The organism is Brevibacterium moorei (genome assembly GCF_024580735.1).
GTDB lineage: Bacteria > Actinomycetota > Actinomycetes > Actinomycetales > Brevibacteriaceae > Brevibacterium > Brevibacterium moorei.
Genome location: NZ_JANIJX010000003.1, coordinates 134,377 through 159,093, shown reverse-complemented (window position 1 = coordinate 159,093; position 24,717 = coordinate 134,377). Strand labels below are relative to the sequence as shown.

Below are 24,717 nucleotides of genomic sequence, written 5' to 3'. Positions count from 1 at the left end.
TCCCTTCTAGAGGATCTGTTTGCGGCCTCCCTTGCGGGGACGGCGGCGGGTTGTCTTGGCGGCCCAGGCCGCGGTGGTGGCGGCTTCGAGCAGGGTCACGGAGCCATCTTCGGGGGCTTCCCAGCCCCAGCCGCCGGCCTTGCCGATCGCGCGGCGGCCGGCGCCTTCGACCTGGGCATCGAGTTCGGGCTGGCCCGAGTGGGACAGGGTGCCCTGCTTGACGGCCTCGAGGAACATCGTGTGGGCGGTGATGACCTGGTCTGCGGTCGGCGTCCAGATGAGCCGCTTGTTGCGCACGCCTTCCTCGCGGAGGGCTTCGACGAGGTAGCCGACGCCGTTACGGCCGTCGATGACGAACTGCGCGGCGGTGTCCTTGCGGTCTACGAGGAAGTCGACGAGCCACTGAGTGCCGGCGGACATGGGCGCCGACCGGATGCCCTCGACGAAGAGTTGGCCGTCTGGGTCGCGGCGGGCCGCGGCGAGCGCGACCTCGGCGCCGTCTGCGGAGAACCTGATGCCGAACGCGTCGATGCCCTCGTCTGGCGGGGTGCCGCGCAGCTTGTCCCAGCGTGCCTTCGGGATCGGGTGCTTGCGCTTGAGGGTCTCGTCCCAGATGCCTAGTCCCTCACGCTTGAAGCTGTCGGGGCCGAGCAGGTCGCGCATACGCTGGATCGCCTCTTCGGAGGTCCGGTGCGGGTAGGACGGGTTCGCCTTGCGCAGCTGGCGGCGGTCGTCCGGGTTCGCGTCCTTGTCGGCGGACATCTCCACGTACAGGGTGTTCTCGTTGCCGTCCAGGGCCTTCTGGCGACGATTCGTGAACACTTCTCCGGGGTCCGTGGGCCGCGGTGGCGTGCCCATCATGAAGACCAGGCCGTTGGGTGCGGCGTTCGTGGCCGGGACCATGTCCTCCATGGCCTTCTCGGAGAGGATCTGCGCCTCATCGAGGACCAGCACGTCGACCTTGGCGAAACCGCGGCCGAATCCGGACTCGCGAGCGCCGAAGAGGATCCGGGAGCCGTTGGTGAATTCGATCTCCTGGCGGCCGTTGCCCGAGCGAATGTTGGCGACGTGCTTCGCGGCGCGGCGCCGCTTGGCCATGGCCGACATGTCCATGAACGTTTCGTCGGCGGTGCGGGTGCGGTGGGCCGTCCAGATGATAGTCAGCTTCGGCAGGATCGTGGCCAGCGCGAAGAGCATCCAGCCGATCAGGTAGGTCTTGCCGACCTGGCGGGGGATGGACATGACGACGCCGCCGATGCCCGCGGCGTACTTGCCGGTCTCGCGTTTGCCCAGGGCGACCTGGCCGATGCCGGTCTGCCACCGGTCGAAGCCCACGCCGAAGCTCGCGCAGCGGTCACGGACGCCGGGCCAGGCGGTGGTGGTGATCCCCGAGGGGATGACCAGGTGGGAGGCGACCTCCGAGAGCTTCCGCTCAGACCTCGTCCGGGTCGAAGGCCTCGTCTTCAGAGACGCCACCATGGGTCGCCTCCTCTTCCTCCTGAGCCTGGAGCGATTCGATCTCCTTGCCGATCTCGATCTGCCGGCGGGTCAGCGCGGCCAGGTCCCGGGCGGGCGTGCCCTCATCGTCGATCGCGCGGGCGATCCGCCGGCGCATCGCGGCGAGCTCCCCGACACGGTCGCCGGCGGCTGCCGCGGCGGCGACGGACTGGGCCTCGGGCTGGTCAGGCTGCACGTGGGGTTCCTCGGCGGCTACGGCGTGCAGTTTCACGGCCATGCTTCCTCCAAGGGTTGCCGGTGACGCGGATGAACCGCGCTCGGGAGTAGTACTCTATGTTGCCGTCTCGGCGGCCCCGGGCCTCGGGCGCCTCAACGAAGATGTGCAGGCCGCGGCCCGACAGGGAGACTTCGGCCCAGACGGGGTCCGGGATGCCGGCGAGCAGGTCCGCGGCCCAGGCTGCGAGCGCGCCCGCATCGTCGATGCAGTGGTCGAGGTCCCAGCAGGCGAGGCCGCCGCCGAGCATGATGCCGTAGCCGTCGCCGGGCCCGTCCTGGACTTGGTCGAATGTCGTCCAGGTCCAGGAGTTCGTCGAGGAGGCGGGCCGACCGCGGACTGTCAGGGGGCGTTTGCCGGCGGCGCGGGTCCAGCGGGCCCGGGAGGTCATCCGCTCCGGCAGGGCCTGGGGGCCAGCTGCCCGGCGGGCGCGGTAGGCGCGCTGCCGGCAGGCGTTCGAGCAGTACCGCGGGATACGGCCACGACCGGCCGGCGCGATATCCTTCCCGCATTCACATTTCCCCATACCCCAATTCTATCGGGGCGCGTTACGAAATACTATTCTCACCAGGGTTAATACCGTGTGATTTGATGCCGTCAGGGAATCGCCTCAGAAGGGCCACAATCAGAGCCAAGTCAAATGCTTCATTCGGGGAATCGCTGGGCATTTCTGGGAAATCGTGGTGCCAATCGGGCCTATGCCACATTTCCGGGGACAGATTTGGAAAAATATCGGGGAGATATTTCGCTATGCCGCGGGGTACGGGAATCAGGCCCCTTTGGGGTATACCCCCTGGGTACCTCTTTACCGGATAAGAATAACACTAGTCTGATAACCCCGCCACCACCCGGCGATACCACCCGGACGGGATACCCTCGAATACCCCGACCGGGCTACCACCGGGCTGCCACCGTGGGCCGAATCTCCCGGGCCCGGCGCACCTGCTTCCGCCGGCGGGGCTGCTTATCCCCCATCGACTGATTGCACCGCCTGCACACCACTTGCGTGTTCTCGTAAACGTCGAGACCACCGAGTGATGCAGGGACGATGTGATCGACCTCGACCGAGTTCGGCCGCTTCCCTCGCTCATAGTCGAGGACCACACGGCAGCGCGGGCAGTGCGTCAGGCCGTCGTTGATCGCAGCCTGGATGCGACGGTCGCGGATGCGCATCCACTTCGTGGTGCCCGTGCGCGACGCCGCCATGCTCACTCCCCAAACCCGCGCGGCCCCGACCGTGATGGTCGAGGCCGCGCGCCTGCTGCTGGTCCTACAGTTTGAACGGCACCTGCGCGGTGCCGTCGAAGGCCGGGTCTGACAGGATGAAGTACTCGGGCTTGGCATCTGCCGGGACCGAGATGACTGCAATGACCTTCACCTTGTCACCGGGGTTGATGAACTGCCCGAAGGCCTCATCATTCTCCCGGCTCAGGTTCCCGCTGATATCGTCATCGGCGCCGGTCTGGGCGAATGATCCATTCCCGATTCCCGCCATCGGGGTCAGGCTTGGCATCGACGGCTTATTACCGACGTTCTCAACTTCGTATTCGACGACGAGGAATTGCTTTCCCTGCTTCGGCTTAGCCGTGGTGTATCGGTCATTGCCACCGTCGTAATCGGGATTCGACCCACCGTCTTTAATACTCGTGCTGGTCTCGCTCTTGAGTACCCGCAATTTGTAATGGTCCGTCTGATCGGAGTTCATATACTCTTCAGTCGCACCCTTGGTGATTCCGTTCGGATCATCGGCAGCCTGCTCATCAGCAGCAGTATCAACGATCGATTCAACCGGCGATGCTGCCGGAGTCTCGGCCGGGGCAGAGTCACTGGAACCACAGCCGGCCAATGCGAGGACGCCGGCGACGGTCAGGACTATGGGAAGTGTGGGGATCTTCATGGCCACCATGCTACCGGCAACCAGCGTTGCCGGTGGTGTGGGCCCGAGCCTCCCCACGAAGCCCGGGCCCGGTAACCATCCCCATCCATCAGGCGTGACCCCGAGGAACAGTCGAACATGCAGAAGGGCCAGGGTGAGCAACGCTCAACCTGGCCCTTCCGACAATCATTCGACTATGCCTTCAAGGTAGGGTACAAACCCGCCGAATGTCAAGACGCCGCCCGAGACGCGCGCGAGGCCTCAGCCAACGCCGCCACGTCCCCCACCGCGTACAGGGCCACCCCATCATCGTCCCGATCCACCGCGGTCAGGCGGCCACGCTTGACCCACTGCTTCGCCGTACCCAGCTTCACCGGCACGCCCTCACGCTGCAGCACACCGACCACGATCGACAGACGGGCCACATACCCGGCAGCCTCGGCCACCCGGGCCGCCTGCCTCTCGGCTACGTCCCACCGGGCGCCGCAGTCCGGGCACTCCGCCACCGGCTCACCCTCGACCGCCCATACCTGCCCGAAGCACTCCCCGCCCGCCACAATGGCACCACAGTCCCCCAGGCTCACCCGCTCCACCGGCAGATCCACCACACGCAGACCCCGCACCAGCAGATCGGACAGACGCTCAAACCAGGCGTCCGCCTCATCCCGACGCGCCATCCACCACGCCCACTTACACGCCGCCCGGACCAACTCCCCCACGTCCGAGCAGTACACGAACCCCGACTGCCTCAAGTTCCCCACCCGGACGCCGGCCACATACACCTCCTGCACCAGCGCCCGAATCCCATCGAGCACCTCGGCGGCACCCACATTGAACACCAACGGATTTCCCGCCACGCCATGGCCACCCTGATTCCGGGCCACCACATCACGCCGCTGCACCGTCACCTCCAAATCACCCACCAACACCACCAACTGCGCCAACACCCGCTGGAACTCCCGCTTCGAAACCGTCATCTCAACTCCCGTCCAATCCGACCCGACACCAAATCACTCGGCCGCCACACGCCCGCATCCTGCCCAGCATCAGCCAACGCCCCCAACCAATCCCTCTGCGCCGGTCGAAGCCTGCCTGTCTCCGTCTTCAACTCCCGCCACATCACCCGAGCCCGACCAGGATGGACGAGGCACAGATCAGGAAACCCCGGATCAGACCGACGTGAATCGTGAGTGTGATAGCTCATCCAACCCAGACTGCGAGCCATCGCCACAACCTGCGATTGGAACTGAGCCTCTGTCCACGACCGAGCTTGGAGTGCGCGGTAGTCGGCGGCTTTCATCTGCGGCGTCGCTTTCTCTTAGTGCCAGGAGCAGGGGCAGGTCTGAGGCTGGCAGGATCGTGCTCCCGGCCAGTCCCAGCCCCGTCCCCTCCTGACAAGGCCCTACCCGACCCGTCCCGACCCGACCCGCAACTGCCCGTCGACGTGGAGTCGCCTTCGGGCAGTTCCGGGCAGGATCGGGCAGGCCGTGGCATGGCCCGTGTTTTCCCAGGTGAGACACCCTGCAACCCGGTCTTGCGCTCGCGTGGTTTCGCGCTCGCTAAGGGTTGCCTTAGTGCTTGTTTGTCCTCCGCGGGGTCCGGTGCCGCCTGGCTGGCGGCTGTTTCCCTCGGACCGGAGGTTTCCGCGCCTGCGGGGCCACCCACCGTGGTGGGGATGCCCTGCGGACCAGGCGTGGACGCTGCGGGGTCGTCCCGGCCACCTGGCTGGTGGTCGGGGACCCGCGGGCCAGCGGTTTGGGCCACGCCCGCGGGGTCCGGTGCCGCCTGGCTGGCGGCTGTTTCCCTCGGACCGGGCGTGGGTGCTGCTGCGGGGTCGTCCCTGGTGTGGGGACCCTTCGGGCCAGCAGCTGCAGGCGCGGGGCCACCCACCGTGGTGGGGATGCCCTGCGGACCGCCTGCGTTCTTGACCGGCTGGCTGCCGGCCGAAGTCTTCTTGGTGAGATACACCTGTGCCCCCGGAGCGGACTGGCGCTTCGACGGGGACGGGATCTTCACATTGTTGTTGATGACCCACTTCAAGCCCCGGAGCCACGTCACTGTGGACTCGCTGAGGTAGGGGCTGAGCGGGACGGGCATGAGGTGGATGGCTTTGTCCTCGGCGGGCATGTCGCCGAACTTGCCATTGCAGCTCTGGCAGGCCACAACCAGATCCGAGATCGTCTCGGCCTCGACGCCGGGGACGAGATGGTCGTAGGTGCCTGCCATGGCCGAGTTGTTCGACCCCCACTGGACGACGCGGCCGCAGTACCGGCAGCCGTCACCGTCGCGCAGGCGCACGGGTACGACGATCTGGTATTTGTTCCGGTCGCGCTTCTGTTGTTTCGCCCATTCCCGCTCCTCGTACGGGACCAGGTGGATGAAGTCGTCATCTTGGAGCAGCTCATAATAGTCCGCTTCCGGGTCGGCGGGGACGGACCAGTACCCGCAGGCGATCGCCGCGTCGATGAGCAGGCGGGCGCGGGTAGGGGAACCACCGAATGCGAGCGCGGTGCCCTTGGGGATCTTGTACTCGATGTTGTGGGCGGTGGATTCGAGCGCGCATCTGGCCACGAACCCGAAGAGTTCGTTGGCGATCCGCTCGTCCGCGTCGGCGAGCGCCAGTGCTCGGTTGACGACGGGGTGGTTGGCGGAGGTGTCGCCGAATCTGGCCCATGACATGCGGTTCGTGTCCTTTGCGGTGGTGTGCGGTAGGGGTGGGTGCCGGCAGGCCGTGGGGACTTGCCGGCACCGTTGTGGGTGGGCGCGTGCTGTTAGGTGGTGGGCCTGTTCATCCACGGGTAGACGTCGACGGCCCGAGGCAGGTTCAGGGTTGGTTCGATGACCTCGGCGAGCTTGATCTCGTCGCGCCACTCGACCATCCAGATCACGTCGATTCGGGTCTGGTCGGTGCTGTCGCGGCCGTAAACGATCTGGGCTTTCGACGTGTCGGCCAGGGCGTAGTGTGCCCAAGCCGTGCGGAGGCGACAGTGCAGGTAGAGCGATACCGGACTGCGGTCAGGCCGCTCGTAGTAGGCCTGGGCCAGGTTCACGACCTGCCGCAGCGGCTTGTAGACGCCGCTGGACTCGTCGATCGTCTTGCCGTCGCCCAGGATGATCGTTGTCATTCGTCGTCCTCCTCCGTGTGCAGTGGGGCGTGGAAACCGACCGGCCGGTGTCCGGCGTTCTCCAGGTAGGCGCCCATGTCGACCTCGCGCAGAGGCTCCGGAGTTGGGCCGGGCTGGGGCTGGGCGCGTGTGATGGACAGGCCCAGGGTCAGGCTGATCTTCACTGCGCGCTCCAATCGCAGGAGATACCGCCCTGGCCCTGGCGATTGACGTCGTCCAGATAGATGCACTCGATGGACCTTCCGTCCTTGAGCTTCACCGTGTCCGAGGTCAGGCGGCCCTTTCCGCTCTCCGCGTGGCCTGCGCATCCGCCTAGGGCTACGGCAGCGAGGACGAGAGCAGCTGCGAACGCAGCGGTCTTCTTGGGACGAGTCATTGGTGGTCGTCTCCTCTGTTGATCTGGCGGGACCGGTCGAGCTGCGGGTCATCTGCCGCGGCGGGCCGGTAGTGGCGCATGTACTCGTCGGTGACGATCCAGTAGACCGGGACCTCGATGGTCAGGCTGATCGTGGTGCGAGCACTGCGGGGCATTGTTGTGCCTAGTCGTGTCATAAGGTCAGGCGTTTCGTATCCGTGGGTGATCGTCATCCCATCGCCGGCCAAGTGGCCTTCTGCGATGATCCATTGGCCTCGGTTCGGGTCATAGACCGCGATACGCGCTTCAGCTCCGCTCATTTGGGTCCACCCCCAGGGCCGCGCAGATCGGGCGCACAGTGCGGCAGGGGTAGAGCTGCCACTGTCCCGAATCCGTCCCGCACCCGGCGCAGACGCGGATCGGGCGCTTCGTCCGCCCCAGCTCGTCGACGGCTTCAATCGGCTGGTGCACCTGCAGCACGCCTTCCAGGGCCGTCAGGAGGTGTGGGAGCGCTGCGCGTGCATCTGCGATGGCTCTGATGTCCGCCGCGCTCCCGACCCCGTAGTGAGTGTCGTCTGGGATGATGCCCGGCAGGATTCCAAATTCTCCATCGACGTCGGCTTTCCACTCACCTGGTGTGGCCGCGGCTGCGATCCGGTGGCGCTCTGCCAAGTAGCCCTTAAGCGTCTCCTTTTCGCTCATCACTCGATCCCCAATCGCTGTGCGACCGTCTGTTCCAGGGCGATCTCGCCCGGCGTCGGGTCTCGGTCCGGGTCGTTGACCATCGCCAGATAGGCCACCAGCGTCGCCGTCCGCGTCTCGTATGCCTGGGCCATGAGCGCCTGGAACTTCCCTTGGTCAGCCGACATTGAGGCCTCCGGCCCTGGTACGTATGGGTTCCCTGGCAGTGGACTTGTCCAGCTCATTCCTCTTCCTCCTTCGTCGTGACGGCTGTCAGGACGGCCCGGGCCATGTTCTCCGCACTTCTCCAGGTACGTCCGAGCATCGCGGTATGAGTTGCGGCGGCATCTGCGGCCATCTCCACGGCCTCGTCTCCCAGCAGCGCGGCACGCACGGCTTCCGCCTGGTGGGCGGCATGTTGGCGGTAGGTCCGGTAGGTGTCGTCACATTCGCATGCCATCGCTATATCCGGCCCAGCCTCATGCACCATCGCCGCCTGATGCCGGGCCAGCGTCTCCGCGATCAGATCAGGCATCACGCGCCTCCCTGGCGGTCCATGTGCCTCGCCCACCCGGCGTCCGAGTAGGCCTTCTCTGCTTCCTTCGTGCGCCGGTTCAGATCGTTGATGGCCCGCTGGGCGTTGAACGCGGCAGTGGCCTCTACGACCTCTATGGGGAATTTCAGGTCTTCGACCAGGGTCGGGCCACATGGGCGCCACCGGTCGCCAGTGACTATGACCGGGTCGTCCTCGTTCCGGGGGCGGGCCGCGAACCATTCCCCTTCCTCGGTCTCCCAGGCCAGCCAGACTTCACCTCCGGATCGCATCAGCAGCTGGTCGCTATGCGCGGCGTCAAGGAAGCTTTCTATTGTCTGGTGTTTCATCGGTATTCCTCTCGTGTGATGATTCGGTTGCAGCACTTGCAGTGGTCGGCGACGATCGGGCCGGCCTCCGGGTCGATCAGATCGAACGGGGTCGCCGCGTGTACCGGTTCTAGGTGCTCGTGTTCGCAGACTCGGTAGACGCGCTGATAGGCGCCGTTCATGGACTGCTCCTCGGTGAGGTCGTGGGGACAGTCCTCATGGCCGGGCATCGGCTGGTCACTCATTCACTTCCTCCTTCTTCTGCGTGCTGCCCGTATCGTCGTCTGGTGGGTTGTGGTTGCAGTTGGGGCAGCAGGGGCGGCCGCGGTCACGGGTGAGGATCTTGCATGAGTGCCAGGTGACTTGGCATAGCTGGCATCGTGAGAACTTGTCGCCGGGCGGGTGCGCGGTCATGGCTGCCAGCCTTTGACCGGTCGGTCTGGGCGTTCGGCTGCTGCTGGGCAGTGGGCTTCCTGAGTGAAGTTCGGCGAGTAGATGCGCCGCCATTTCTGCCCGCATGCTGGACAGGTGGCTTCCATCTCCCAGCTGAAGATCCACTTCCCGTCGCTCAGGTACTGGTGCCACCATTGGCGGTCGTGAGTCTCTAGGTCGATGCCGTATCGGGTCCCTTCCGGATCTCCGAATCTTCGATCGCGCCAGATTCTCTTTCCCTTGAGCGGGCCCACGGCCACGGTGAACTGCTCCCGGAATTCAGCGTCCGGGAGCCCAAGGCCGAGGTAGATGAATTCTTCGGCAGGTCGGTCGTTGTCGTCCAGCAGGTCGAACAGGTCCCCGGTCTGCGGTGCGGCGGTGGTCACGCTGTGCTCCCTTCTGCGGTGTAGTCGGTGTCGTCGAGGTCCCAGGCGGTGTCGGTCGAGCGCTGGTAGATGCTGTCGTGGCCGCAGTGGCGGCAGCGGGTGGCGCACAGGTCCTTGAGTGGGCGGGCTGGGCGCCGGACGTCGACCGTGTAGAGCCGGCCGGACCGGGTGCGCCGGAGAGCCTGCTCTGTGGTGGTCTCGCCCGGGTTCGGGTGGATCGTTCCAAACGCGGTGACCTGGTACTGCTCGTCGATGACGCCGCAGGCCGTGCAGCACGTCGGGTCGCCGTGCCAGGCCAGGGAGCCGAGGTTGACCGTCTCCCAGGGCGACCACGCCACCCGCCGGCCGTCCCACCGCGGCGGCAGGTCGAACTCCCGGCCGCCGGGCAGGGCCATCAGGAGTGGGGTCTGCTGCCACATGGCTGGTCACCTGCGAACCCAGGCGCGGCCGGCGGGGCTCATGTCGATGTACGCGGCGAGGAACCCGTCATAGACCTCGTAGTCGAGGGTCGTTCCGACACCGGTCTCAACCCGGTGGATGTCCTGCTGCGTGAGCTTCGGGGAGACGGTCCAGGCGGCGAGTTCCTGGTGGGAGATCCCGTGGGCGCGGCGCAGGTCGGCCAGGGCGCGGCCGGCGCGGCGGTTCTGCGCGTTGATGTACTTGCGGAACCGGCGGGCGGACTTCGGCGTGTACCGGGAGCGGACGGGGAACGGGCGGTACGGCAAGTGACGGAGTTTCGTCTTGAGTCTCATGGTGTGGGGCCTTTCGGGATGGGTGCGGGCGGGTCAGATGTTGGTGTCGTTCATCCAGCCCGGGAGGTGGTGGGGGCCGAACCAGTCTTCGTCGATCTCCACAAAGCCGTATGCCGGTTCGTCCTCCTCCTCGTCGTCTTCGGGGATGGGCTCGTCGACGTCCTCGTCGACGTCCGGCAGTGGGGCTGGCTGGTCGCGGGCCTCAAGGATGAGGCCCGCCACGACGAGGCCGGCGAGTGTGACCAGGACCCCCGCGGTGAAGGTAAAGGTGGTCTTGAGCATGATGGGTTCCCCTTTCAGGGCTAGAAGGGTGGTTCGCCGTTATCGGCCGGGGCGGGCTGCTGACTCCAATCAGCGCCACCACCAGGTGCGGCGGAGGCCCAGGGGTCGTCGGTCGTCTGCCCGGTACCCGTGCCAGCACCGTGGACGTTCTGCGGGTCGCCCTGCGGCGCCCGACCCCAATCCGACCCGCCACCGTAACCACGCTGATCGGCCTGAGCGCGCTGGTCCGGCCGGGCATTACGCTGCACATTCGCGGTGGCATAGCGCAGGCTGGGACCGACCTCGTCGACGTCGAGCTCGAATACCGTGCGGTTCTCGCCCTCCTTCGTCTCGAACGAGCGGGTGCGCAGGCGTCCCTGCACGACCACGCGCGTCCCGCGGGACAAGGAACTTGCCACGTTCTCCGCCATATCGCGCCACGCGGCGCACCGGAGGAACATGGTCTCGCCGTCCTTGAACTCGTTGCTGCGACGGTCGAACGTGCGCGGCGTCGAGGCCACCGTGAAGTTCGCGACCGCGGCACCGTTCGGGGTGAAACGCAGATCCGGATCGGCCGTGAGGTTGCCAACCAGCGTGATGATCGTTTCCCCGGCCATCAGGCAGCCTCCCCAGTCGGGACATGCACGTGGAAGAACGTGCCGGCGGTCGGGTCCTGCTGGCCCGTGTCCCCGTTGAACCCGGCCACATACCGCACCGACGTGTCCGAATCGTTGATGTCACCGCCCTGACTGACGTAGGCGATCGCCATACGGTTCCGGATCTTCTCCGGCTCGATCTGGTGTGCCGGGGCGGCCGCCTCATAGCCACGGCGGACCGCGTCGAGCTGCATGCGCAGGTCGAAGATCTCCGCCGCCGCGGACCCCACCAAGTGGCCGGCCCGGTCCATGTCCAGAGCATGCCGGTACGTCAGTGCGTGCGACGTCCACCCGCCCCCGACGATGAGCATCGCGGCGGTCAGGATCACCGCGGAGACGACCAGCGCCACCATGTCCCCGGGCTCACCACCTCTCGCTGCCAGCCGGAAGCCGGAGGTGATCACGGCAGTCAGGCCACACACCACGGCGATGACCCCGGCGATGGCCATGAACCAGCGGCCCCGCCGGTACTCGCGTGCATGATCCTCGCGCCGATGCTTGCGGGCCCGGGCCTCGTCATGCTGCTGCTCGGGTTCTGCCTGCGGGTTGATTTCAGGCTGCATGGTGCATCTCCTCTTCGTCGTCATCGGCCCGTCTGGGCCGGGTGGTCAGCTTGTGGAACTTCTCTTCGACCGGGCGCCACCGCGGGAACCCCGACTCCACGGAGCCCTGCAGGTAGGTGATCGTGAGCGTCGAATGGTTGCCCTTGACATTGCGGATGCCCACCGGGGAGCGGCTGAGCTGGCTCAGCCGGTTGAGGAACTGCTCCTTTGCCGTTCCCGGTCGGACCTGCTCGAACCCCTCGGCCACCGGCGGGGTGGTCTCCGTGTGCGTGATCGTCGTGTGCACCAGGCACCGCGCGTCAGGCGTGATTGTGTAGGAGGTCATCGGGTGCCGTCCTTCCTGGCCGGGGCCTGCGGGTAGATCGGGATCGGGGTCAGCGAGCGCGGTGCCGGGTGTGGTGAGCGGGGGCGGTAGATGAGTCGTTCGTGGCCGCCGGTGCTGTTGATCAGGGTGATCGTGAGCGCTGCCTTGTCGATGTGGTGGACGGTCACGTGGTTGTTGCGGATCCGGACGAGGCGGGCCTCGAACTGCTCACGCGGGGTGCCGCGCAGGGGCACCGTCTGGGTGAGGACCGCTGGGCGGGCGAGGTGGTAGCACTCGTCGCGGTGCTCGACTTCGCACTTCTCCCCCGGCGTGAACCGGTCGTCGCTGGCGTTGAGTTCTTCGATCAGCATGGCGCCTCCATCGGCGGGACGAGGGCCACGTCATCCTGAGTCAGCGGAGGCATGAACAGGTTCCGCAGGCTCCCGATGGCTTGGAAGGTAGCCACGCCGAAGCATGGGGCCACCTTGGTCGGGGTGACGTAGACCGTGGTGTCTGGCGCGTCCTCGCTGGGCAGGGCCAGAATCCTCTCATCGAGAATTGGACGAACCTGGCACGGGTCGTTTCGGTGCCACCTGATCATGCGGGGCTGTCGATCGGCGCGGTACTCGGGGCGGCCCCAGGTCCAGACGTCGACGGCGGCCAGGGCTGCCTGGTGGGTGATGGTCAGGGCGATGGTGCCGGCCGTGTCGTGGCGGGCCTCCCACTGGCCCGGGCGGGCTCGGCGGATCGTGATCCTCGGTGTCATCAGTGGCACCGGTCCTCGATGAGCAGGGCGGCCAGGGCGAGGATCGCCACGCCAGCCAGGGCGCCCATCTGGCCGCTGACGTTGTCGTGGACGACCGCGACCAGGTAGCCGGCCGAGAGGGCGAGGGCCGGGGGCGTGTACAGGAGGAAGAAACGGCGCCTCTCGTGCTTCGCGCGCATCCGACGTCGGGCTCTGGCTTGGGCAGCCTGTTCGGTCTGGGCGTCGTTGAGCATCTGATTCAGCAGCGATTCCATGGGGGTCTCCTATCGGGTAATGGGTGTGGGGTTATGCGGCAGCAGCCGCGGGGATTGTGGTGGGGAGGGCCCCGGCGCGGAGTGCCGCGATCCGGGCCTCCAGCTCAGCCAGGGGCGGGCCGCCCGGCGTGTACGCGCGAGCCGCGGCCTCCGCGACCGTGCCCTCCATGTAGGTGCGCACCAGCCCGCGGGCCAGGATCTGCCCGGCGCCGGCAATCGCCTCATCACGCGTCGGCATCGGGGCCTCCCAACTGCATCTCGGCCTGTACCTCTACCGCGGTGGACTTAACCAGGCCGAGGCGCCCGGCGAGGTCGGGCGCGTAGTACTGGCGGACGTACAACGTCTGTCGGACCTGGCCGTTGTGCAGGCGCGGCGCATTGTGCTGGGGTCTCAGGTCAAACCACTCGGACGACCGCTGGCCCTGCCGCGCCCGCCACTCGAAGTCCTCGACCATGCGGTTTTCCTTGCGGGACCAGTGACTACCGACCTTCTTGCGTGTGGCCAACCGCCTCTGATCGAGGAGCTCACGGACCCGCGGGCCAGTCGTCTGGTACTGGCCTGCGAAATTCTCGATCGTGATGATGTCGTCGGACTCCGCCACATACCGCTCGTGGTAGGCGACGATTGGGGCCTGCTGCTCGACCGTCTGCTCCAACTCGGCGATCTGCGCTGTGGTGATCTGCAGCGCCCGGGCTACGATCTGCTGATCATCCAGCGCCGGCGCACCGGTCCCGTAGCTGCCGGTCTTGCGGATCGAAGGCAGGACCTCCGAAGTGATCCAGCGTCGGAAGACCGCCGCTTCCGGCTTATCCGACCGGATGACGACCTCGTACATTCCCGCTTCGGAAACGACTGCCGTGCTCTGCAGCCGCCCCAGGGTGTCGGCAATGGGGTGATTCTGAATCATGTCGTCACCCAATCGGTCCTGTCGGTACTGCTTGAGCCCGAGAACCCGGATGAGGTCCGCGAGGACGAACCACGGTCCGCCGTCGATCAGGACCGTCCGCACTTCGGTACCCTGGTAGTTGAAGATGTTCAGCTCGTTCATCTCGATCTCCTTCCTGGAGGTCAGAGCCCTCGCCTATTGCCGTAGGTGGGGGCTCACTTCGTTTCTGTCTTGCGCGCCCACTGGTGACCGGCATGCACGTGCGGGGGCTTGGCGACCTCCGCCTTCTGGCGGCCGGCGTTCCGGCTGTTTCGCTCGGCGATCGCCTCGCGGAACAGCACCACGGTCGGGTCGTTCTCGGTGACAGGCAGACCCGATGCCACGCAGTGCGCGATGTCCCGGCCGAACTCGTCGATGCGCAGGTCCAGGGTGTCGTCGGGTGTCGTGGCCCAGTAGCTGTCCATCACGCAGCCCCTTTCTCGTCGTGGCCTTTGCGGGCCTCTCCCTCGGTAGGATTGGCGCTACCCCTAGAACCACCTACCGAAGGAGAAGAATCATGAGCGGACTCGCCATGCTGACCATCGAGAACGTCACGATCCAGATGAACGTCAGGGTCCACAACGACCTCGATTTCGTGATCCGAGAGAACCTTGGGTTCAATGACGGCGTCCTCGTCGTTGGTCCGGATGAGAACGGAGTCGAGCAGCGTCTCTGGGTTGGCCCGCACGTGGATTACGATCTCCAGGTCATCCACCTCGACCCGTCCGCTCCCCCGCGTGTTCCCGAAGCCGACCGGATGATGTACGAGGATGAGCTTTACGACACGCGACGTGCGGGGCGAACTGCCGTCGCCTACGTCGGCGGTGAAGAGCTGATCCTCGAGTCCGAGTGACTGAGCGCGGATTCGAGACCGCAGGCTCTTGATCTCCTGCGATAGCTGTCCGACCTGTTCCCGTGCGCCGCTTGCCTCGCGTTCCGCTTCTCGGAGCCGGCCGGACAGATACGCGATCGTGCCCTCTAACTGCTGCATCTCCTTGTAGTGCATGGGCCGATCCGAATCAGGGAATCGTACTGCCATCACGCCGCCGCCTTTCCGCGAGCGCGAGGCGACTTATTTGTCGCGTGCGCTTGATTTGTCACTTTGGGCTTGAATTCAGCTTCTTCGAGTTCGAAGAGGTCCTCCCAGTCGACGCCGAGGCGGGCCGCCAGCAGGAGCCCGAAGTCTTCCGTGATCGTCGGTAGCGTGCCCTTTTCGATCTGGTAGATCGCCGCCTGCGAGCGCTTGCACAGGAATGCCAGGTCGCGCTGGCTGTACTGGCGATTCTTCCGCTTTCGGCGGATCATCGCCGGGTCTTTGACCTTCATCCACGTCTCCTTCCGTACGAGGTTGAGGTGTCGCCGCGTGCGTGTCGTCATCATTCTGCCTTCCTGTTGTCCTGTTGACAAGTTAAGTGTGCGCGATTTGTTATCTACTTGTCAAGCCGACAAGTGGCCTCACCCTACTTTTGCCCTGTGATCGTGTGGGATTATGTACTTGTCAGTTGTCATGGGAAAACTTGACTCTCTGTACCTACCGCCGCGCACTCCAGGAGGCTGGACCTCGTGAATACCTCGCTCAAGGCTCTAATCGACCAAGCTGTCGCCAAGCATGGCGGAGCATCAGGTCGCGCCCTTGGGCTGCTGGCACAGAAGCATGGCCACAAGATCGTCGGTACCACCATCAACGGGATTCGGAACGGGACCTACAAGTTCAACCCGTCCGATGAGACGATCCGTGCGATCGCGTGGCTGGCCGGCGTGCCCGAGGCTGAGGCGTTCACCGCAGCAGGAAAGCCCATCCCAGGGCCACCCTTCGCCGCGGAACTCCCACCCGGAGTCGACAACCTGTCGGCCCGGTCCCGGAAGGCCGCCCTGGCGATGCTCTCGGCCCTGGTCCACGCGGAAGCAGGAACCAGCGATGCACAAGACGACGACACACCTACCACAGACGACGGACACGACGCCCAAGCCACTACCGTGGCTGACCCGCCGGCACCGGGAACACCACGCCCGACCGACAATCAAGAGCAGAAGACCCGGCCCGGGCCGAGCCCGGAAATCGAAGCCTTGCAGGCCAGGGCTGACAGCATGTCCACGAAGGACATGATCGGCCTGGCCGCAGACCACGGCCACGCATCCGGCGACGACGAGGAGACCGGCGAGTGAGCCGGTTCAAGCCGGGATGGGATTCGGCCAGCACGTTCCACCTGGCCACCCAACGCCAGGGCCGCTACGGAGTGGCATACGTCCGATCAGTGTGCACGCAATTCGGTGTCGGTTTCGGTGAGACGTCGGCCGACGAGGATACGATCGGTGTCGATGGGCAGATTGAGTATGAGGTCAGCCCGCTACGCATCCAGATCAAGTGCACTACCAAAGCGTTCACAAAGCAGGAACCCCACATCTCCTGGCCGATCAAGGACAAGTGGGCCCAGTTGTGGTCAGGCATGCTAGTTCACCCATACCTTGTCGTCGTCCAAGTCCCGGAAGAACCAGCTGACTGGATCGACTACGAAGATGGCAGCACTTTGCACCACACGTCTGCCTATTGGGCCCCCTTGGACAGAACTACCTTGAAGCCCTTGGAAAAGCAGACATCCATCCACGTTCCGAAGCGCAACCTGTTCACTCCAGAAACAGTGGGAGACTGGGAACGCGAGATCAAATCACAGTTCATGGGAGGCGAGTAATGACCGACATCGATCGTGAAGACCTCACGTCCACGCTCAAAAACGGCGCTTGGACTCTCATCGGACGAGGACCGGCTGGCGAGCTCTGGCGCAACAGTCAGTCCGAGGCAGAGGTTGGCATCCCATACGACGTGCGTCCGTCTACTTCCGCGTGGTCTGATGTGCTCATCCGAGTAGCAGCCGCTGACAAGATCTCTGTGCCCGACTTGTCCAAGACGCTCATCTCAAACCGCTTCGACGTATCAGAGTTCCGTGCGGCCGGCACCAGTTGGTCCCGCTCCGTCCCAGTAGATACCGGCTATAACCTGTTCAAGACGGCGCGTCAGGTCCTGCGAGCGAGCGCCACCACCTCGCGGAACCAGACTGCTCAGATTAATGGTAACTACTCGACGGCGGGGGATGTTCTTCTCTCCCAATCCCGCTTTGGGCAGACTCGTGAGGGCTCGTACATTGTGCCGCTCTTGGTCCCTGTCGTGAGTCCTGCACCGAGTACGACGGAGCAGGTCGATGAGCTTAAGCAGGACGATGAGGTGTTTGGGAAGACGGCCCATGGTGAATCGGTGGGCCGGCGTGCTACTCGCATGATGGCCCAGTCTCTTGATGCTTTGTACCGTGAGGTTATCGAGCCGGCGGTTGTGCCCGGTAAGGAGCTCGTCAACCACCTGGTCATGTTGGGTATCAGCCGTGAGTTCATCTCTGCTGTCGAGTCCACGATCTCAGAATCCATGGTGGATCGACTGGACGTCGACTTCCAATGGTCTCCGCGTGGCGGCGACCTGCCAAAAAGCATCGAGCATCATTTCTCCATAGAGTCGGAGGCGGCTGAGCTTCTAGAGCGTACGGCAAAGAGGTTCGTCCGCCCGCCAAAGCACGACTTGGAGACTTTCACCGGCCCGATTGTCCAGCTGCGGGACGAAGAATCTACTTCCTATGCCGACTTGACCATCGACACCACAAGGCGAAACAGATCTGTCGAACTCTCGGTTCGCGTATCGACTAGAGACGGTGCAGCGGTCCACGACTGGTTCAAGCAACGCGAGACCGTGATCGTACAAGGTCTCGTCCGCACACAGTCTGGGCGGCTGCGGATCGATTCCCCGAAATCGATCGGCTTGGCGAAAGACACCGTGCTACCAACCGAGTGATGTCAGTGCCTCGTGATTAGCTGCGAGCGTGCGACCCTACCCCCATCCGTGGGCCGATCTGCTGGCCCGTGAGCACGTCGTCGTGTCCTGGCATGGCGACCTGCCCCCGGGCATGCGCGGCGCCACCAACGGCATAGACATCATCCTGCTCTCTACCCGCCTGCGCCTGCAGCCGGAGCGACGCTGCACACTCACCCATGAGCTCGTGCACGTCGACTGGGGGCATACCTGCGGGCAATCGCCCGCTATCGAATCCCGCGTACGGCGGGAGACCGCGCGGCGCCTCATCCTGCCCGAACACCTCGAGGACGCGGCCCGCTGGGCATCCAGCACGGCCGAGGCCGCCGAAGCCCTCTGGGTCACCGAGGACGTCCTCATCGACCGCCTCCACTGCCTCACCACCAGCGAGCGCGATGCGCTGATTTCTGTGTGTCGTGGTCATTGGCAGCAACCGTAACCACTGCGAGCGCCCGGGCCCTGCCCGTGGCGGTGTTCGCGCACCCCATTTTCGAGGAGAACCATCATGTCCGATAGGGCAGTTTTGTATCTGCGTCAGTCTGTGGCGCGGGAGGAGTCGATCAGTCTGGAGCTGCAGGAGTCGGCGTGCCGGCGACACTGTGAGGAGCGCGGCTATCAGGTGGTGGCGGTGAAGGCGGATCCGGGGATCTCGGGGCGGACGTGGCGGCGGCCGGCGGTGGTTCAGACGATGGAGATGATCGAGGAGCATGAGGCTGAGGTGATCGTGCTGTGGAAATGGTCCCGCCTGTCGAGGTCGCGGCGGGATTGGGCGGTGGCGGATGACCGGGTGCGTGTGGCCGGCGGGCGGATCGAGTCGGCGACGGAGGACATTGACGTGTCCACCAGTCATGGTCGGTTGGCGCGCGGGATGATGGTGGAGTTTGCGGCGTTCGAGTCGGAGCGGATCGGGGACCAGTGGCGGGAGGCCCATGCACGGCGCGTGTCGATGGGTCTGCCGGCGAACGGCAAACCGCGGTTCGGGTATCGGCGGGCCGGTGAGGGGTTCGAGCCTGACCCTGAGACCGGGCCCGTCCTGGCGGAGGCCTACAGGCGGTTCGTCTCCGGTGAGAGCTCCGGCCCGATTGTGGAGTGGCTCAACGGCTTGGGCCTTCACCCTGCCAGCGGATACGGCCACTCCGTGGATTCCCTCTGGTCACGGCGTACTCTCATCCGCTGTCTTGATACTGGGTTCGGAGCCGGGTTCATCCGCTCACATGGCGAGCTTCTCCCTGGCGTTCAGGAAGCCGTGATCACTCCTCAGGAATGGGAGGCGTACCTCGCGCGGCGCCGCAAGCAACAGTCTGGACCGCGAAACGTGGCCCGCTCCCCCTACCTACTTTCCGGGTTCATCCGCTGCGCATGCGGCGGCATGATGACGGGAGGGACCCGGCGGCGTGGGACTCCCCAGGAACGGTCCCAGTATCGGTGCAGGCAGTCCAGCGAGAAGAACACCCATCGTGGCGGGTATGTCAACGCGAACTATGTGGAACGGGCAGTGCTGGACTGGCTGCGCCGGCTGGCCGACGACCTAGATCATGCGACGACTGCAGCTGCAGCAGCAGAGCAGCGGCGGACACGAATCGTGGCCGATGTGGCCGACATGGACCGGCAGATCCACCGGCTGGGGCAGAGCCGTGCCCATCTCACGGTGCTCCTGGCGCAGGGTGCTATCACGCATGGCGCCTATCAGGGGGCTGTCGACGAGATGGAGGCCGATCTGTCGGATCTGGCGAGTCGGAGGTCTGCGGCCGCGGCGGAGCGGGCACGACTGCCAGTGGACATGTCTGCAGCCGCTCGGGACATCCTGACACACTGGGATGTACTCCCCGTCACCCAGCGTAGGGAGGCCCTGTCCCGCCTCATCCGCGTAGTAGTCGTCACCCCCAGGAAGCCAGCCGGTACGATCCGGATCGTGCCAGCGTGGACAGAAGATGAGTAGCGGAAGCCTCACGAGACTGTCATGGTGATGACTGCGGCATTGGTAGTCGGATTATGGGCACTCGCGGGCCAGGCCTTCACCGAGTTCTTCAACGACAGCATGGACAAGGTCCGGCGGGCGGGGTGAGGCCACGATGAGGCTGCGCGAGGACCGGGGTTCGGCCGTCGCCGAGTTCGCCCTGGTGGCCGGCCTGCTGTCGCTGATCTTCGCCGCCGTCCTGCAGATCGGCTTCGCGGTGCACGTGCGCAATACCGTGATCGATTCCGCATTGAGCGGCGCGCGCACGGCAGGCCTGGCCGACCAGGGCGGCGCGGCGGGACGCGATACGGCCCGTGAACTGCTTTCGGTGTCCCTGGGCGAGGCCTATGCCCGCGACATCACCGTCGACGCGCCGGGCCCGGGGCGGATCGTCACCGTGACGGTCCGGGTGCCGGTGCCCCTGATCGGTCCGGTCGGACCACGGCTCTGGGAGATTTCGGCCCGGTCCCTGGCCGAGGATCCACAGGAGGGCCGACGATGAGAGATCGCGGCAGCGCACCCGTGGAGTTCATTTTCGGCTCGGTGGTCCTGCTGATCCCGCTGATCTACCTGTTGGTGGCCTTCGCACAGATCCAGGCGGCGTCCATGGCGGCCCAGGCGACCGCGGTGGACGCCGCCAGGGCCGCCGCCCGTACTCCGGAGGTGGCCTCGGCCACGGCGCACGAACTCGCGCGCATGCACTTCGCCGACTTCGGCGTCACGCACGCCGGCCTGGACCTGTCCACCGACTGCGAAACAGACTGCCGGGCCGCCGGTACCCTGGTCACCGCCCGGGTGGCGCTCAGAGTGCCTCTGCCAGGAGTCGCGCTGATCTTCGGACGCGAGGGCCCCGGCACCGTCACGGTGCGCGCCTCGCACACCGACCAGATAGCGCGCAGCGGTGCCGACTCCCCGAGTGGGTTCCGATGAAGCCCGTAGACGACCGCGGCTCGACACTGCCGCTCATCATCGGGTTCACCACGATCGGCCTGCTGTTCATCGTGCTCGCCGTACAGATCACCGATATCTATCTGGCCCGCGCCCGGCTGCACGCCATCGCCGACTCCGCCGTACTGGCCGCCGCCGAATCCTTCGAACCGGGGACGGGTGACGCTCCTTCGATCGATTTCACGGACGCCGGCGTCGAAGCCGCCGCCAAGCGCTTCGTGACCCGCACCGCCGCCGATCCGCGGTTGAGCGCAACCACCGTGCGCGGCAGCGCCCATGGCGCCTCTATCGAGGTGCGCATCAAGGCGCACTACCGTCCGGTGCTCATCGCACCACTGACTCCACGCGGCATCACACTGGAAGTCTCGGCGAGCTCGCGCGGCGGGCTGCGGCGCTGAGACCGCCACACCGGATCCGTACGGGGCTACTTCGCAGGCCCGGCCGGCGCCCCAGTGCCGGTGGGGACGGTCGGCTCATCGGCCATCAGCGGTTCGAACAACACCATGTCGACGTCCTTGGCGAACAGCGCGGCGTGGACCATCAGGATGAACATCATGAAGGTGTTGAGCAATGCGACGACGATGAACACCCGCGGGTCCTCGAAATTCCCCTGGGCCACGATCATCGCGGCCGCGGTGTTGCGCTGCGCGGTGCCCAGGGCGCCGATCTCGGAGAGCTCCCGACGGCCCTGGCCGTTGCCATAGCCCAGGAAGAACGACAACAACAGGGCGACCACGCCGGCCACGATGGCCACCCACAGACCGGGATCGACCATCGCCGGGGCGTGCCCGATGACCGAGGCCGCGAGCATCGCATACAGCGCGATACTGCTGATCCGCGCCACCCATGGCTGCACCACCGCCGTGACCTTTCGGGCGAAGCACAGCAACAGCATGCCCACGGCCATCGGCAACACCATCTGCTCCACCAGGGACTTCGTCATCGCCCAGCTGTCGACCGTGACATCGCCGAGGAACAACGGCAGGAGGAAGGGCAGGAACACGATCGTGGCCACCATCAGAACGAGCTGGACCGTCGCCCCCAGGGCCACGGTGTTATGGCTCTGCACCGTCAGCTTGATCAACAGGGGCGCCCCCGCCGCACAGGCGAAGAGCACCAGGCCGATCCGATAGACCTCTTCGACGTGGAGGACATCGGCGGCCAGGATCATCAGCGCCGGCACCACCAGGAAACTGACGATGAGCATCCGCACCAGGAAGCGCCAATTGCGCAGATGGGCCACGATCTTCAGGGGATGCTGGGTCAGGCCGACGTTGAGCATGCTGCTGACGACGAAGACGGGAGTCAGCCAGCCGACGGCCACCTGGAGGAAGTGCAGCATGTTAATCTTTCAAGTTCATATGCCGAATACGGATCTCCCACGATAGTGTACAGGTGTCGGGAAAATACCAGCAGTAAATACCAGTACACAAAGGTGAGCATCATGCCGGACACCCCATCACAGTCCCCCAACATCCTGTTCATCCTGGCCGACGATCTGGGCCAGGGCGACGTCTCCTGCTTCAATCCCCACGCCGGCTGGCACACCGGCCACATCGACGCCCTGGCCGCCCAGGGACTGCGGATGACCGATTCCCACGCGACGAGTTCCCTGTGCACGCCCAGCCGCTACGCCGCCCTGACGGGCCGGTACAACTGGCGCTCGCGGCTGAAAAGCCTGGTCCTGCCAGGGGACTCCATGGCCCTGGTCGAGGCGGACCGGCCGACCCTGCCCCGGCTGCTGCAGGACAACGGCTACCGCACCGCCGTGGTCGGCAAGTGGCATCTGGGGCTGGACTGGCATCTCAAGGATTCCGGAAACGACTACGACGCCTTCGGCCTGTCAGCGGACGAACACCCGGAACCCGCCAACCGGATGGGCCGCAACGGAGACTTCGCAGCCCGCGATATGTGGCATGTCGAGGGCCTGGACATCGACTACATGCAGCCCGTGCGCCGCGGCCCGAACCAAGTGGGATTCGATTACTCCTTCATCACGGCGGCCAGCCTGGACCAGCCACCCTACGTCTACCTCGAAAACGGCATGCCCCAGGGCGTACCCAGCGTCTTCGCAGGCGACCAATTCAACCTCGACCGGGTGACGGACTCCCAACAGCAGCAGATCCAAAAGGGTCCGATGGTCCCCGGCTACGACATCGGCCGTGTCGCCTCCGACTTCCAGGCCAGGGCGCTCGACGTGCTCGACGGGTTCCTGGCCGATCCGGATACCCCGTGGTTCCTCTACGTACCCAGCCATCTCGTACACGGGCCCGTCATCCCCGATGCCGAGTACAGGGGCGCCAGTGGCAAAGGCCCCTATGGCGACTGGGTACTCCAGCTCGACGACTACGTGGGCCAGCTGGTCGACCGGATCGATGCCGCCGGTGCCGGAGGGAACACCATCATCGTCTTCACCTCGGACAACGGGCCATCGGGCGTTGCGGGCTTCGAGACCCTGGCCGCCCAGGGCCACGATCCCTCGAACGGCTGGCGCGGGCACAAATCCGATATCTGGGAGGGCGGCCATCGCGAACCGACGGTGATCCGCTGGCCCGGCACAGTGGCCCCGGGAACGACCAGTGACCGAACCGTCGCCCACAGCGACCTGTTCGCCACTTTCGCGCAGATCCTGGACGTGGCAGTGCCCGAGGACGCCGCCGAGGATTCGATATCGAACCTCCCACTGTGGTTGGGCGGCGACGAGGCCGTGCGCCCCGACCTGATCTCCAGTTCCGGCGGTGGCGGCCTGGCCATCCGCCGCGGTGATTGGAAGCTCGAGTTCGTCACCACCGGAGACGGCATGGATGTGCTCAAGGACCCGCACACCACCACGTCCTATGAGCCCGCCCAGCTCTACAACCTGGTAAGCGATCCCGGGGAAACCGACAACGTCATCGCCGCGCACCCACTGCTCGTCTCCGAACTCACCGAACTACTGGCCGAACGGATCCGTCGGGGCCGTTCCACACCGGGACCCGACGGGGTCAATGACTGGCCCGGACCCGACGGCGACTGGCACCAGATCGGCTGGCTCTCCGACGCCGAACAGGTCATCGACGATGCCCGCCATGTCTGAGCTGACCGCGCTGATCGACGTACCGGCCGGCTGTGGACAACTCGGCAGCGAGGATTTCTATCCTGAGGAAAAACCGGTCAGACGGGTTCACATCCCCGCCTTCCGCCTCGAGGCCCATCCGGTGACCAACGCCCAGTTCGCGGACTTCACCGCCGCCACCGGCTACCTGACGACGGCCGAACTCCCCCTGCCCCCGGATCTGGCACTGGGACCGGGCCGGACCCCGGGCTCGCTGGTATTCACCCCAACCCCCGGGCCGGTCCCACTGGACGATTGGCAACGCTGGTGGACCTGGGTCCAGGGAGCCGACTGGCGCCATCCCCACGGTCCCGACGACGACCTTGTCGGCAAGGACTCGCACCCTGTCGTGCACATCAGCCGCGCCGACGCCCTGGCCTATGCCGCCTGGGCCGGCAGGCGGCTGCCGAGTGAGGACGAATGGGAGTACGCGGCGCGCGGACCCGGGGCCGCTACCGTCTACGCCTGGGGCGATGAGCCCCGCCCCGGCGGGCGCATCATGGCCAACACCTGGCAGGGCGAATTCCCCCACCACAACACCGGGCGCTGGCGGACCACCTCACCGGTGGGCAGCTATCCTCCCAACGGCCTCGGCCTGCTCGACATGATCGGCAATGTCTGGGAATGGACGGCCAGTCCCTTCGACCGGGCCGGCACCTCGCCCGGTGCCGTCCCCGGTGGGAGCTGCTGTGCAACGGCTCCGGCCGCACTCGGCCCGGACCGGCACACCTTCACCGTCAAGGGCGGATCCCACCTGTGCGCTCCCGAATACTGCCACAGGTACCGGCCGGCGGCCAGACAACCGCAGACGGAGGACTCCGCAAGCACCCATCTGGGCTTCCGCTGCGCCGTGTGAGTCCACCGGCCACCGGCGCATCATCCGCCTGTGGACGGGCGGACGTTGTCCACAGCCCGTCTCTCCGGGCTTCCGCCGC

The 24,717-nt window shown here is 65.8% G+C and carries 43 protein-coding genes; 11 read left to right on the top strand and 32 right to left on the bottom strand.

Annotated elements, in window-relative coordinates:
- Positions 1 to 6: 6 nt before the first annotated feature.
- From NQ034_RS03615 to NQ034_RS03470, 30 genes are all read right to left on the bottom strand, one after another.
- Complete coding sequence (locus NQ034_RS03615) at positions 7 to 1,479, bottom strand: terminase large subunit domain-containing protein (protein WP_257047071.1); 1,473 nt, start codon at positions 1,477 to 1,479, stop codon at positions 7 to 9.
- Positions 1,433 to 1,693, bottom strand: coding sequence for a hypothetical protein (locus NQ034_RS03610; RefSeq protein WP_257047070.1), 261 nt, complete (start codon positions 1,691 to 1,693; stop codon positions 1,433 to 1,435). Before NQ034_RS03610 ends, NQ034_RS03615 begins: the two co-directional genes overlap by 47 nt.
- Positions 1,683 to 2,258, bottom strand: coding sequence for a hypothetical protein (locus NQ034_RS03605; protein ID WP_257047069.1), 576 nt, complete (start codon positions 2,256 to 2,258; stop codon positions 1,683 to 1,685). The genes NQ034_RS03610 and NQ034_RS03605 overlap by 11 nt, the downstream gene beginning before the upstream one ends.
- A 368-nt stretch (positions 2,259 to 2,626) precedes the next feature.
- On the bottom strand, positions 2,627 to 2,938 hold the full coding sequence (locus NQ034_RS03600) for an HNH endonuclease (RefSeq protein ID WP_257047068.1): 312 nt from the start codon (positions 2,936 to 2,938) through the stop codon (positions 2,627 to 2,629).
- Between the two features lie 64 nt (positions 2,939 to 3,002).
- The gene (locus tag NQ034_RS03595; protein WP_257047067.1) at positions 3,003 to 3,629 is read right to left on the bottom strand and encodes a DUF4352 domain-containing protein; all 627 of its coding nucleotides are present in this window, start codon (positions 3,627 to 3,629) and stop codon (positions 3,003 to 3,005) included.
- A gap of 209 nt (positions 3,630 to 3,838) precedes the next feature.
- Positions 3,839 to 4,585: a hypothetical protein gene (locus NQ034_RS03590; protein ID WP_257047066.1), complete on the bottom strand. Its 747-nt coding sequence runs from the start codon at positions 4,583 to 4,585 to the stop codon at positions 3,839 to 3,841.
- Positions 4,582 to 4,908: a VRR-NUC domain-containing protein gene (locus NQ034_RS03585; protein WP_257047065.1), complete on the bottom strand. Its 327-nt coding sequence runs from the start codon at positions 4,906 to 4,908 to the stop codon at positions 4,582 to 4,584. The genes NQ034_RS03590 and NQ034_RS03585 overlap by 4 nt, the downstream gene beginning before the upstream one ends.
- Complete coding sequence (locus tag NQ034_RS03580; RefSeq protein ID WP_257047064.1) at positions 4,905 to 6,287, bottom strand: hypothetical protein; 1,383 nt, start codon at positions 6,285 to 6,287, stop codon at positions 4,905 to 4,907. Before NQ034_RS03580 ends, NQ034_RS03585 begins: the two co-directional genes overlap by 4 nt.
- A gap of 92 nt (positions 6,288 to 6,379) precedes the next feature.
- Positions 6,380 to 6,733 (bottom strand): hypothetical protein, encoded by a 354-nt coding sequence (locus NQ034_RS03575; RefSeq protein WP_257047063.1) that lies wholly within the window; start codon positions 6,731 to 6,733, stop codon positions 6,380 to 6,382.
- Positions 6,730 to 6,897, bottom strand: coding sequence for a hypothetical protein (locus NQ034_RS03570; protein ID WP_257047062.1), 168 nt, complete (start codon positions 6,895 to 6,897; stop codon positions 6,730 to 6,732). The genes NQ034_RS03575 and NQ034_RS03570 overlap by 4 nt, the downstream gene beginning before the upstream one ends.
- A complete protein-coding gene (locus NQ034_RS03565) occupies positions 6,894 to 7,109 on the bottom strand; it encodes a hypothetical protein (protein WP_257047061.1) in 216 nt (71 codons plus the stop codon). Before NQ034_RS03565 ends, NQ034_RS03570 begins: the two co-directional genes overlap by 4 nt.
- Positions 7,106 to 7,264, bottom strand: a complete 159-nt coding sequence (locus tag NQ034_RS03560; protein WP_257047059.1) for a hypothetical protein — start codon at positions 7,262 to 7,264, stop codon at positions 7,106 to 7,108. Before NQ034_RS03560 ends, NQ034_RS03565 begins: the two co-directional genes overlap by 4 nt.
- 130 nt (positions 7,265 to 7,394) lie before the next feature.
- Complete coding sequence (locus NQ034_RS03555; protein WP_257047058.1) at positions 7,395 to 7,790, bottom strand: hypothetical protein; 396 nt, start codon at positions 7,788 to 7,790, stop codon at positions 7,395 to 7,397.
- Complete coding sequence (locus tag NQ034_RS03550; RefSeq protein WP_257047057.1) at positions 7,790 to 7,957, bottom strand: hypothetical protein; 168 nt, start codon at positions 7,955 to 7,957, stop codon at positions 7,790 to 7,792. The genes NQ034_RS03555 and NQ034_RS03550 overlap by 1 nt, the downstream gene beginning before the upstream one ends.
- Positions 7,958 to 8,010: 53 nt before the next feature.
- The gene (locus NQ034_RS03545; protein WP_257047056.1) at positions 8,011 to 8,304 is read right to left on the bottom strand and encodes a hypothetical protein; all 294 of its coding nucleotides are present in this window, start codon (positions 8,302 to 8,304) and stop codon (positions 8,011 to 8,013) included.
- Entirely contained in the window at positions 8,304 to 8,651 is a 348-nt protein-coding gene (locus NQ034_RS03540) for a hypothetical protein (protein ID WP_257047055.1), read from the bottom strand. Before NQ034_RS03540 ends, NQ034_RS03545 begins: the two co-directional genes overlap by 1 nt.
- Positions 8,648 to 8,875 carry a hypothetical protein gene (locus NQ034_RS03535; protein WP_257047054.1) on the bottom strand — a complete coding sequence of 76 codons (228 nt, stop codon included), beginning with the start codon at positions 8,873 to 8,875 and terminating at the stop codon, positions 8,648 to 8,650. Before NQ034_RS03535 ends, NQ034_RS03540 begins: the two co-directional genes overlap by 4 nt.
- A 165-nt stretch (positions 8,876 to 9,040) precedes the next feature.
- A complete protein-coding gene (locus NQ034_RS03530; RefSeq protein ID WP_257047053.1) occupies positions 9,041 to 9,448 on the bottom strand; it encodes an RNA-binding protein in 408 nt (135 codons plus the stop codon).
- Positions 9,445 to 9,867, bottom strand: coding sequence for a hypothetical protein (locus NQ034_RS03525; RefSeq protein ID WP_257047052.1), 423 nt, complete (start codon positions 9,865 to 9,867; stop codon positions 9,445 to 9,447). Before NQ034_RS03525 ends, NQ034_RS03530 begins: the two co-directional genes overlap by 4 nt.
- Positions 9,868 to 9,873: 6 nt before the next feature.
- Positions 9,874 to 10,200, bottom strand: a complete 327-nt coding sequence (locus NQ034_RS03520) for a hypothetical protein (RefSeq protein WP_257047051.1) — start codon at positions 10,198 to 10,200, stop codon at positions 9,874 to 9,876.
- 33 nt (positions 10,201 to 10,233) lie between these two features.
- Positions 10,234 to 10,482 carry a hypothetical protein gene (locus NQ034_RS03515; RefSeq protein WP_257047050.1) on the bottom strand — a complete coding sequence of 83 codons (249 nt, stop codon included), beginning with the start codon at positions 10,480 to 10,482 and terminating at the stop codon, positions 10,234 to 10,236.
- A gap of 20 nt (positions 10,483 to 10,502) precedes the next feature.
- Complete coding sequence (locus tag NQ034_RS03510; RefSeq protein WP_257047049.1) at positions 10,503 to 11,078, bottom strand: single-stranded DNA-binding protein; 576 nt, start codon at positions 11,076 to 11,078, stop codon at positions 10,503 to 10,505.
- Positions 11,078 to 11,680 (bottom strand): SLC5/6 family protein, encoded by a 603-nt coding sequence (locus NQ034_RS03505; RefSeq protein ID WP_257047048.1) that lies wholly within the window; start codon positions 11,678 to 11,680, stop codon positions 11,078 to 11,080. The genes NQ034_RS03510 and NQ034_RS03505 overlap by 1 nt, the downstream gene beginning before the upstream one ends.
- Positions 11,670 to 12,005, bottom strand: a complete 336-nt coding sequence (locus NQ034_RS03500) for a hypothetical protein (protein WP_257047047.1) — start codon at positions 12,003 to 12,005, stop codon at positions 11,670 to 11,672. Before NQ034_RS03500 ends, NQ034_RS03505 begins: the two co-directional genes overlap by 11 nt.
- Positions 12,002 to 12,355: a hypothetical protein gene (locus NQ034_RS03495; RefSeq protein ID WP_257047046.1), complete on the bottom strand. Its 354-nt coding sequence runs from the start codon at positions 12,353 to 12,355 to the stop codon at positions 12,002 to 12,004. Before NQ034_RS03495 ends, NQ034_RS03500 begins: the two co-directional genes overlap by 4 nt.
- Complete coding sequence (locus tag NQ034_RS03490) at positions 12,349 to 12,750, bottom strand: hypothetical protein (RefSeq protein WP_257047045.1); 402 nt, start codon at positions 12,748 to 12,750, stop codon at positions 12,349 to 12,351. The genes NQ034_RS03495 and NQ034_RS03490 overlap by 7 nt, the downstream gene beginning before the upstream one ends.
- The gene (locus NQ034_RS03485; protein WP_257047044.1) at positions 12,750 to 13,004 is read right to left on the bottom strand and encodes a hypothetical protein; all 255 of its coding nucleotides are present in this window, start codon (positions 13,002 to 13,004) and stop codon (positions 12,750 to 12,752) included. The genes NQ034_RS03490 and NQ034_RS03485 overlap by 1 nt, the downstream gene beginning before the upstream one ends.
- A gap of 31 nt (positions 13,005 to 13,035) precedes the next feature.
- Complete coding sequence (locus NQ034_RS03480; RefSeq protein WP_257047043.1) at positions 13,036 to 13,242, bottom strand: hypothetical protein; 207 nt, start codon at positions 13,240 to 13,242, stop codon at positions 13,036 to 13,038.
- Positions 13,229 to 14,053, bottom strand: coding sequence for a BRO family protein (locus tag NQ034_RS03475; protein WP_257047042.1), 825 nt, complete (start codon positions 14,051 to 14,053; stop codon positions 13,229 to 13,231). The genes NQ034_RS03480 and NQ034_RS03475 overlap by 14 nt, the downstream gene beginning before the upstream one ends.
- A 53-nt stretch (positions 14,054 to 14,106) precedes the next feature.
- Positions 14,107 to 14,355 carry a hypothetical protein gene (locus NQ034_RS03470; RefSeq protein ID WP_257047041.1) on the bottom strand — a complete coding sequence of 83 codons (249 nt, stop codon included), beginning with the start codon at positions 14,353 to 14,355 and terminating at the stop codon, positions 14,107 to 14,109.
- A 92-nt stretch (positions 14,356 to 14,447) separates the two neighbouring features.
- Here NQ034_RS03470 and NQ034_RS03465 point away from each other — a divergent pair, with 92 nt between their 5' ends.
- Positions 14,448 to 14,783: a hypothetical protein gene (locus NQ034_RS03465; protein WP_257047040.1), complete on the top strand. Its 336-nt coding sequence runs from the start codon at positions 14,448 to 14,450 to the stop codon at positions 14,781 to 14,783.
- Positions 14,784 to 14,968: 185 nt separating this feature from the next.
- Here the strand turns inward: NQ034_RS03465 and NQ034_RS03460 are convergent, their stop codons facing one another.
- Positions 14,969 to 15,256, bottom strand: a complete 288-nt coding sequence (locus tag NQ034_RS03460; RefSeq protein ID WP_257047039.1) for a helix-turn-helix transcriptional regulator — start codon at positions 15,254 to 15,256, stop codon at positions 14,969 to 14,971.
- Positions 15,257 to 15,493: 237 nt separating this feature from the next.
- On the opposite strand from NQ034_RS03460, the gene NQ034_RS03455 reads away from it, so the two are divergent.
- The 8 genes from NQ034_RS03455 (at position 15,494) to NQ034_RS03420 (ending at position 21,086) form a co-directional block, all read left to right on the top strand.
- Positions 15,494 to 16,096: a hypothetical protein gene (locus NQ034_RS03455; RefSeq protein ID WP_257047038.1), complete on the top strand. Its 603-nt coding sequence runs from the start codon at positions 15,494 to 15,496 to the stop codon at positions 16,094 to 16,096.
- Positions 16,093 to 16,620 carry a DUF4365 domain-containing protein gene (locus NQ034_RS03450; RefSeq protein WP_257047037.1) on the top strand — a complete coding sequence of 176 codons (528 nt, stop codon included), beginning with the start codon at positions 16,093 to 16,095 and terminating at the stop codon, positions 16,618 to 16,620. Before NQ034_RS03455 ends, NQ034_RS03450 begins: the two co-directional genes overlap by 4 nt.
- Complete coding sequence (locus tag NQ034_RS03445) at positions 16,620 to 17,765, top strand: hypothetical protein (RefSeq protein ID WP_257047036.1); 1,146 nt, start codon at positions 16,620 to 16,622, stop codon at positions 17,763 to 17,765. The genes NQ034_RS03450 and NQ034_RS03445 overlap by 1 nt, the downstream gene beginning before the upstream one ends.
- Positions 17,766 to 17,793: 28 nt before the next feature.
- On the top strand, positions 17,794 to 18,222 hold the full coding sequence (locus tag NQ034_RS03440; RefSeq protein WP_257047035.1) for an ImmA/IrrE family metallo-endopeptidase: 429 nt from the start codon (positions 17,794 to 17,796) through the stop codon (positions 18,220 to 18,222).
- A gap of 66 nt (positions 18,223 to 18,288) precedes the next feature.
- Entirely contained in the window at positions 18,289 to 19,722 is a 1,434-nt protein-coding gene (locus NQ034_RS03435; RefSeq protein WP_257047034.1) for a recombinase family protein, read from the top strand.
- 133 nt (positions 19,723 to 19,855) lie between these two features.
- Entirely contained in the window at positions 19,856 to 20,242 is a 387-nt protein-coding gene (locus tag NQ034_RS03430) for a TadE/TadG family type IV pilus assembly protein (protein ID WP_257047033.1), read from the top strand.
- Positions 20,239 to 20,670: a hypothetical protein gene (locus NQ034_RS03425; RefSeq protein ID WP_257047032.1), complete on the top strand. Its 432-nt coding sequence runs from the start codon at positions 20,239 to 20,241 to the stop codon at positions 20,668 to 20,670. The genes NQ034_RS03430 and NQ034_RS03425 overlap by 4 nt, the downstream gene beginning before the upstream one ends.
- Positions 20,667 to 21,086, top strand: coding sequence for a Tad domain-containing protein (locus tag NQ034_RS03420; protein ID WP_257047031.1), 420 nt, complete (start codon positions 20,667 to 20,669; stop codon positions 21,084 to 21,086). Before NQ034_RS03425 ends, NQ034_RS03420 begins: the two co-directional genes overlap by 4 nt.
- A gap of 26 nt (positions 21,087 to 21,112) precedes the next feature.
- Here the strand turns inward: NQ034_RS03420 and NQ034_RS03415 are convergent, their stop codons facing one another.
- Positions 21,113 to 22,030, bottom strand: a complete 918-nt coding sequence (locus tag NQ034_RS03415) for a bile acid:sodium symporter family protein (RefSeq protein WP_257047030.1) — start codon at positions 22,028 to 22,030, stop codon at positions 21,113 to 21,115.
- 102 nt (positions 22,031 to 22,132) lie between these two features.
- Here NQ034_RS03415 and NQ034_RS03410 point away from each other — a divergent pair, with 102 nt between their 5' ends.
- Both NQ034_RS03410 and NQ034_RS03405 read left to right on the top strand, forming a co-directional pair.
- Positions 22,133 to 23,764: a sulfatase family protein gene (locus NQ034_RS03410; protein ID WP_257047029.1), complete on the top strand. Its 1,632-nt coding sequence runs from the start codon at positions 22,133 to 22,135 to the stop codon at positions 23,762 to 23,764.
- Entirely contained in the window at positions 23,757 to 24,638 is an 882-nt protein-coding gene (locus NQ034_RS03405) for a formylglycine-generating enzyme family protein (protein ID WP_257047028.1), read from the top strand. Before NQ034_RS03410 ends, NQ034_RS03405 begins: the two co-directional genes overlap by 8 nt.
- Positions 24,639 to 24,717 lie beyond the last annotated feature (79 nt).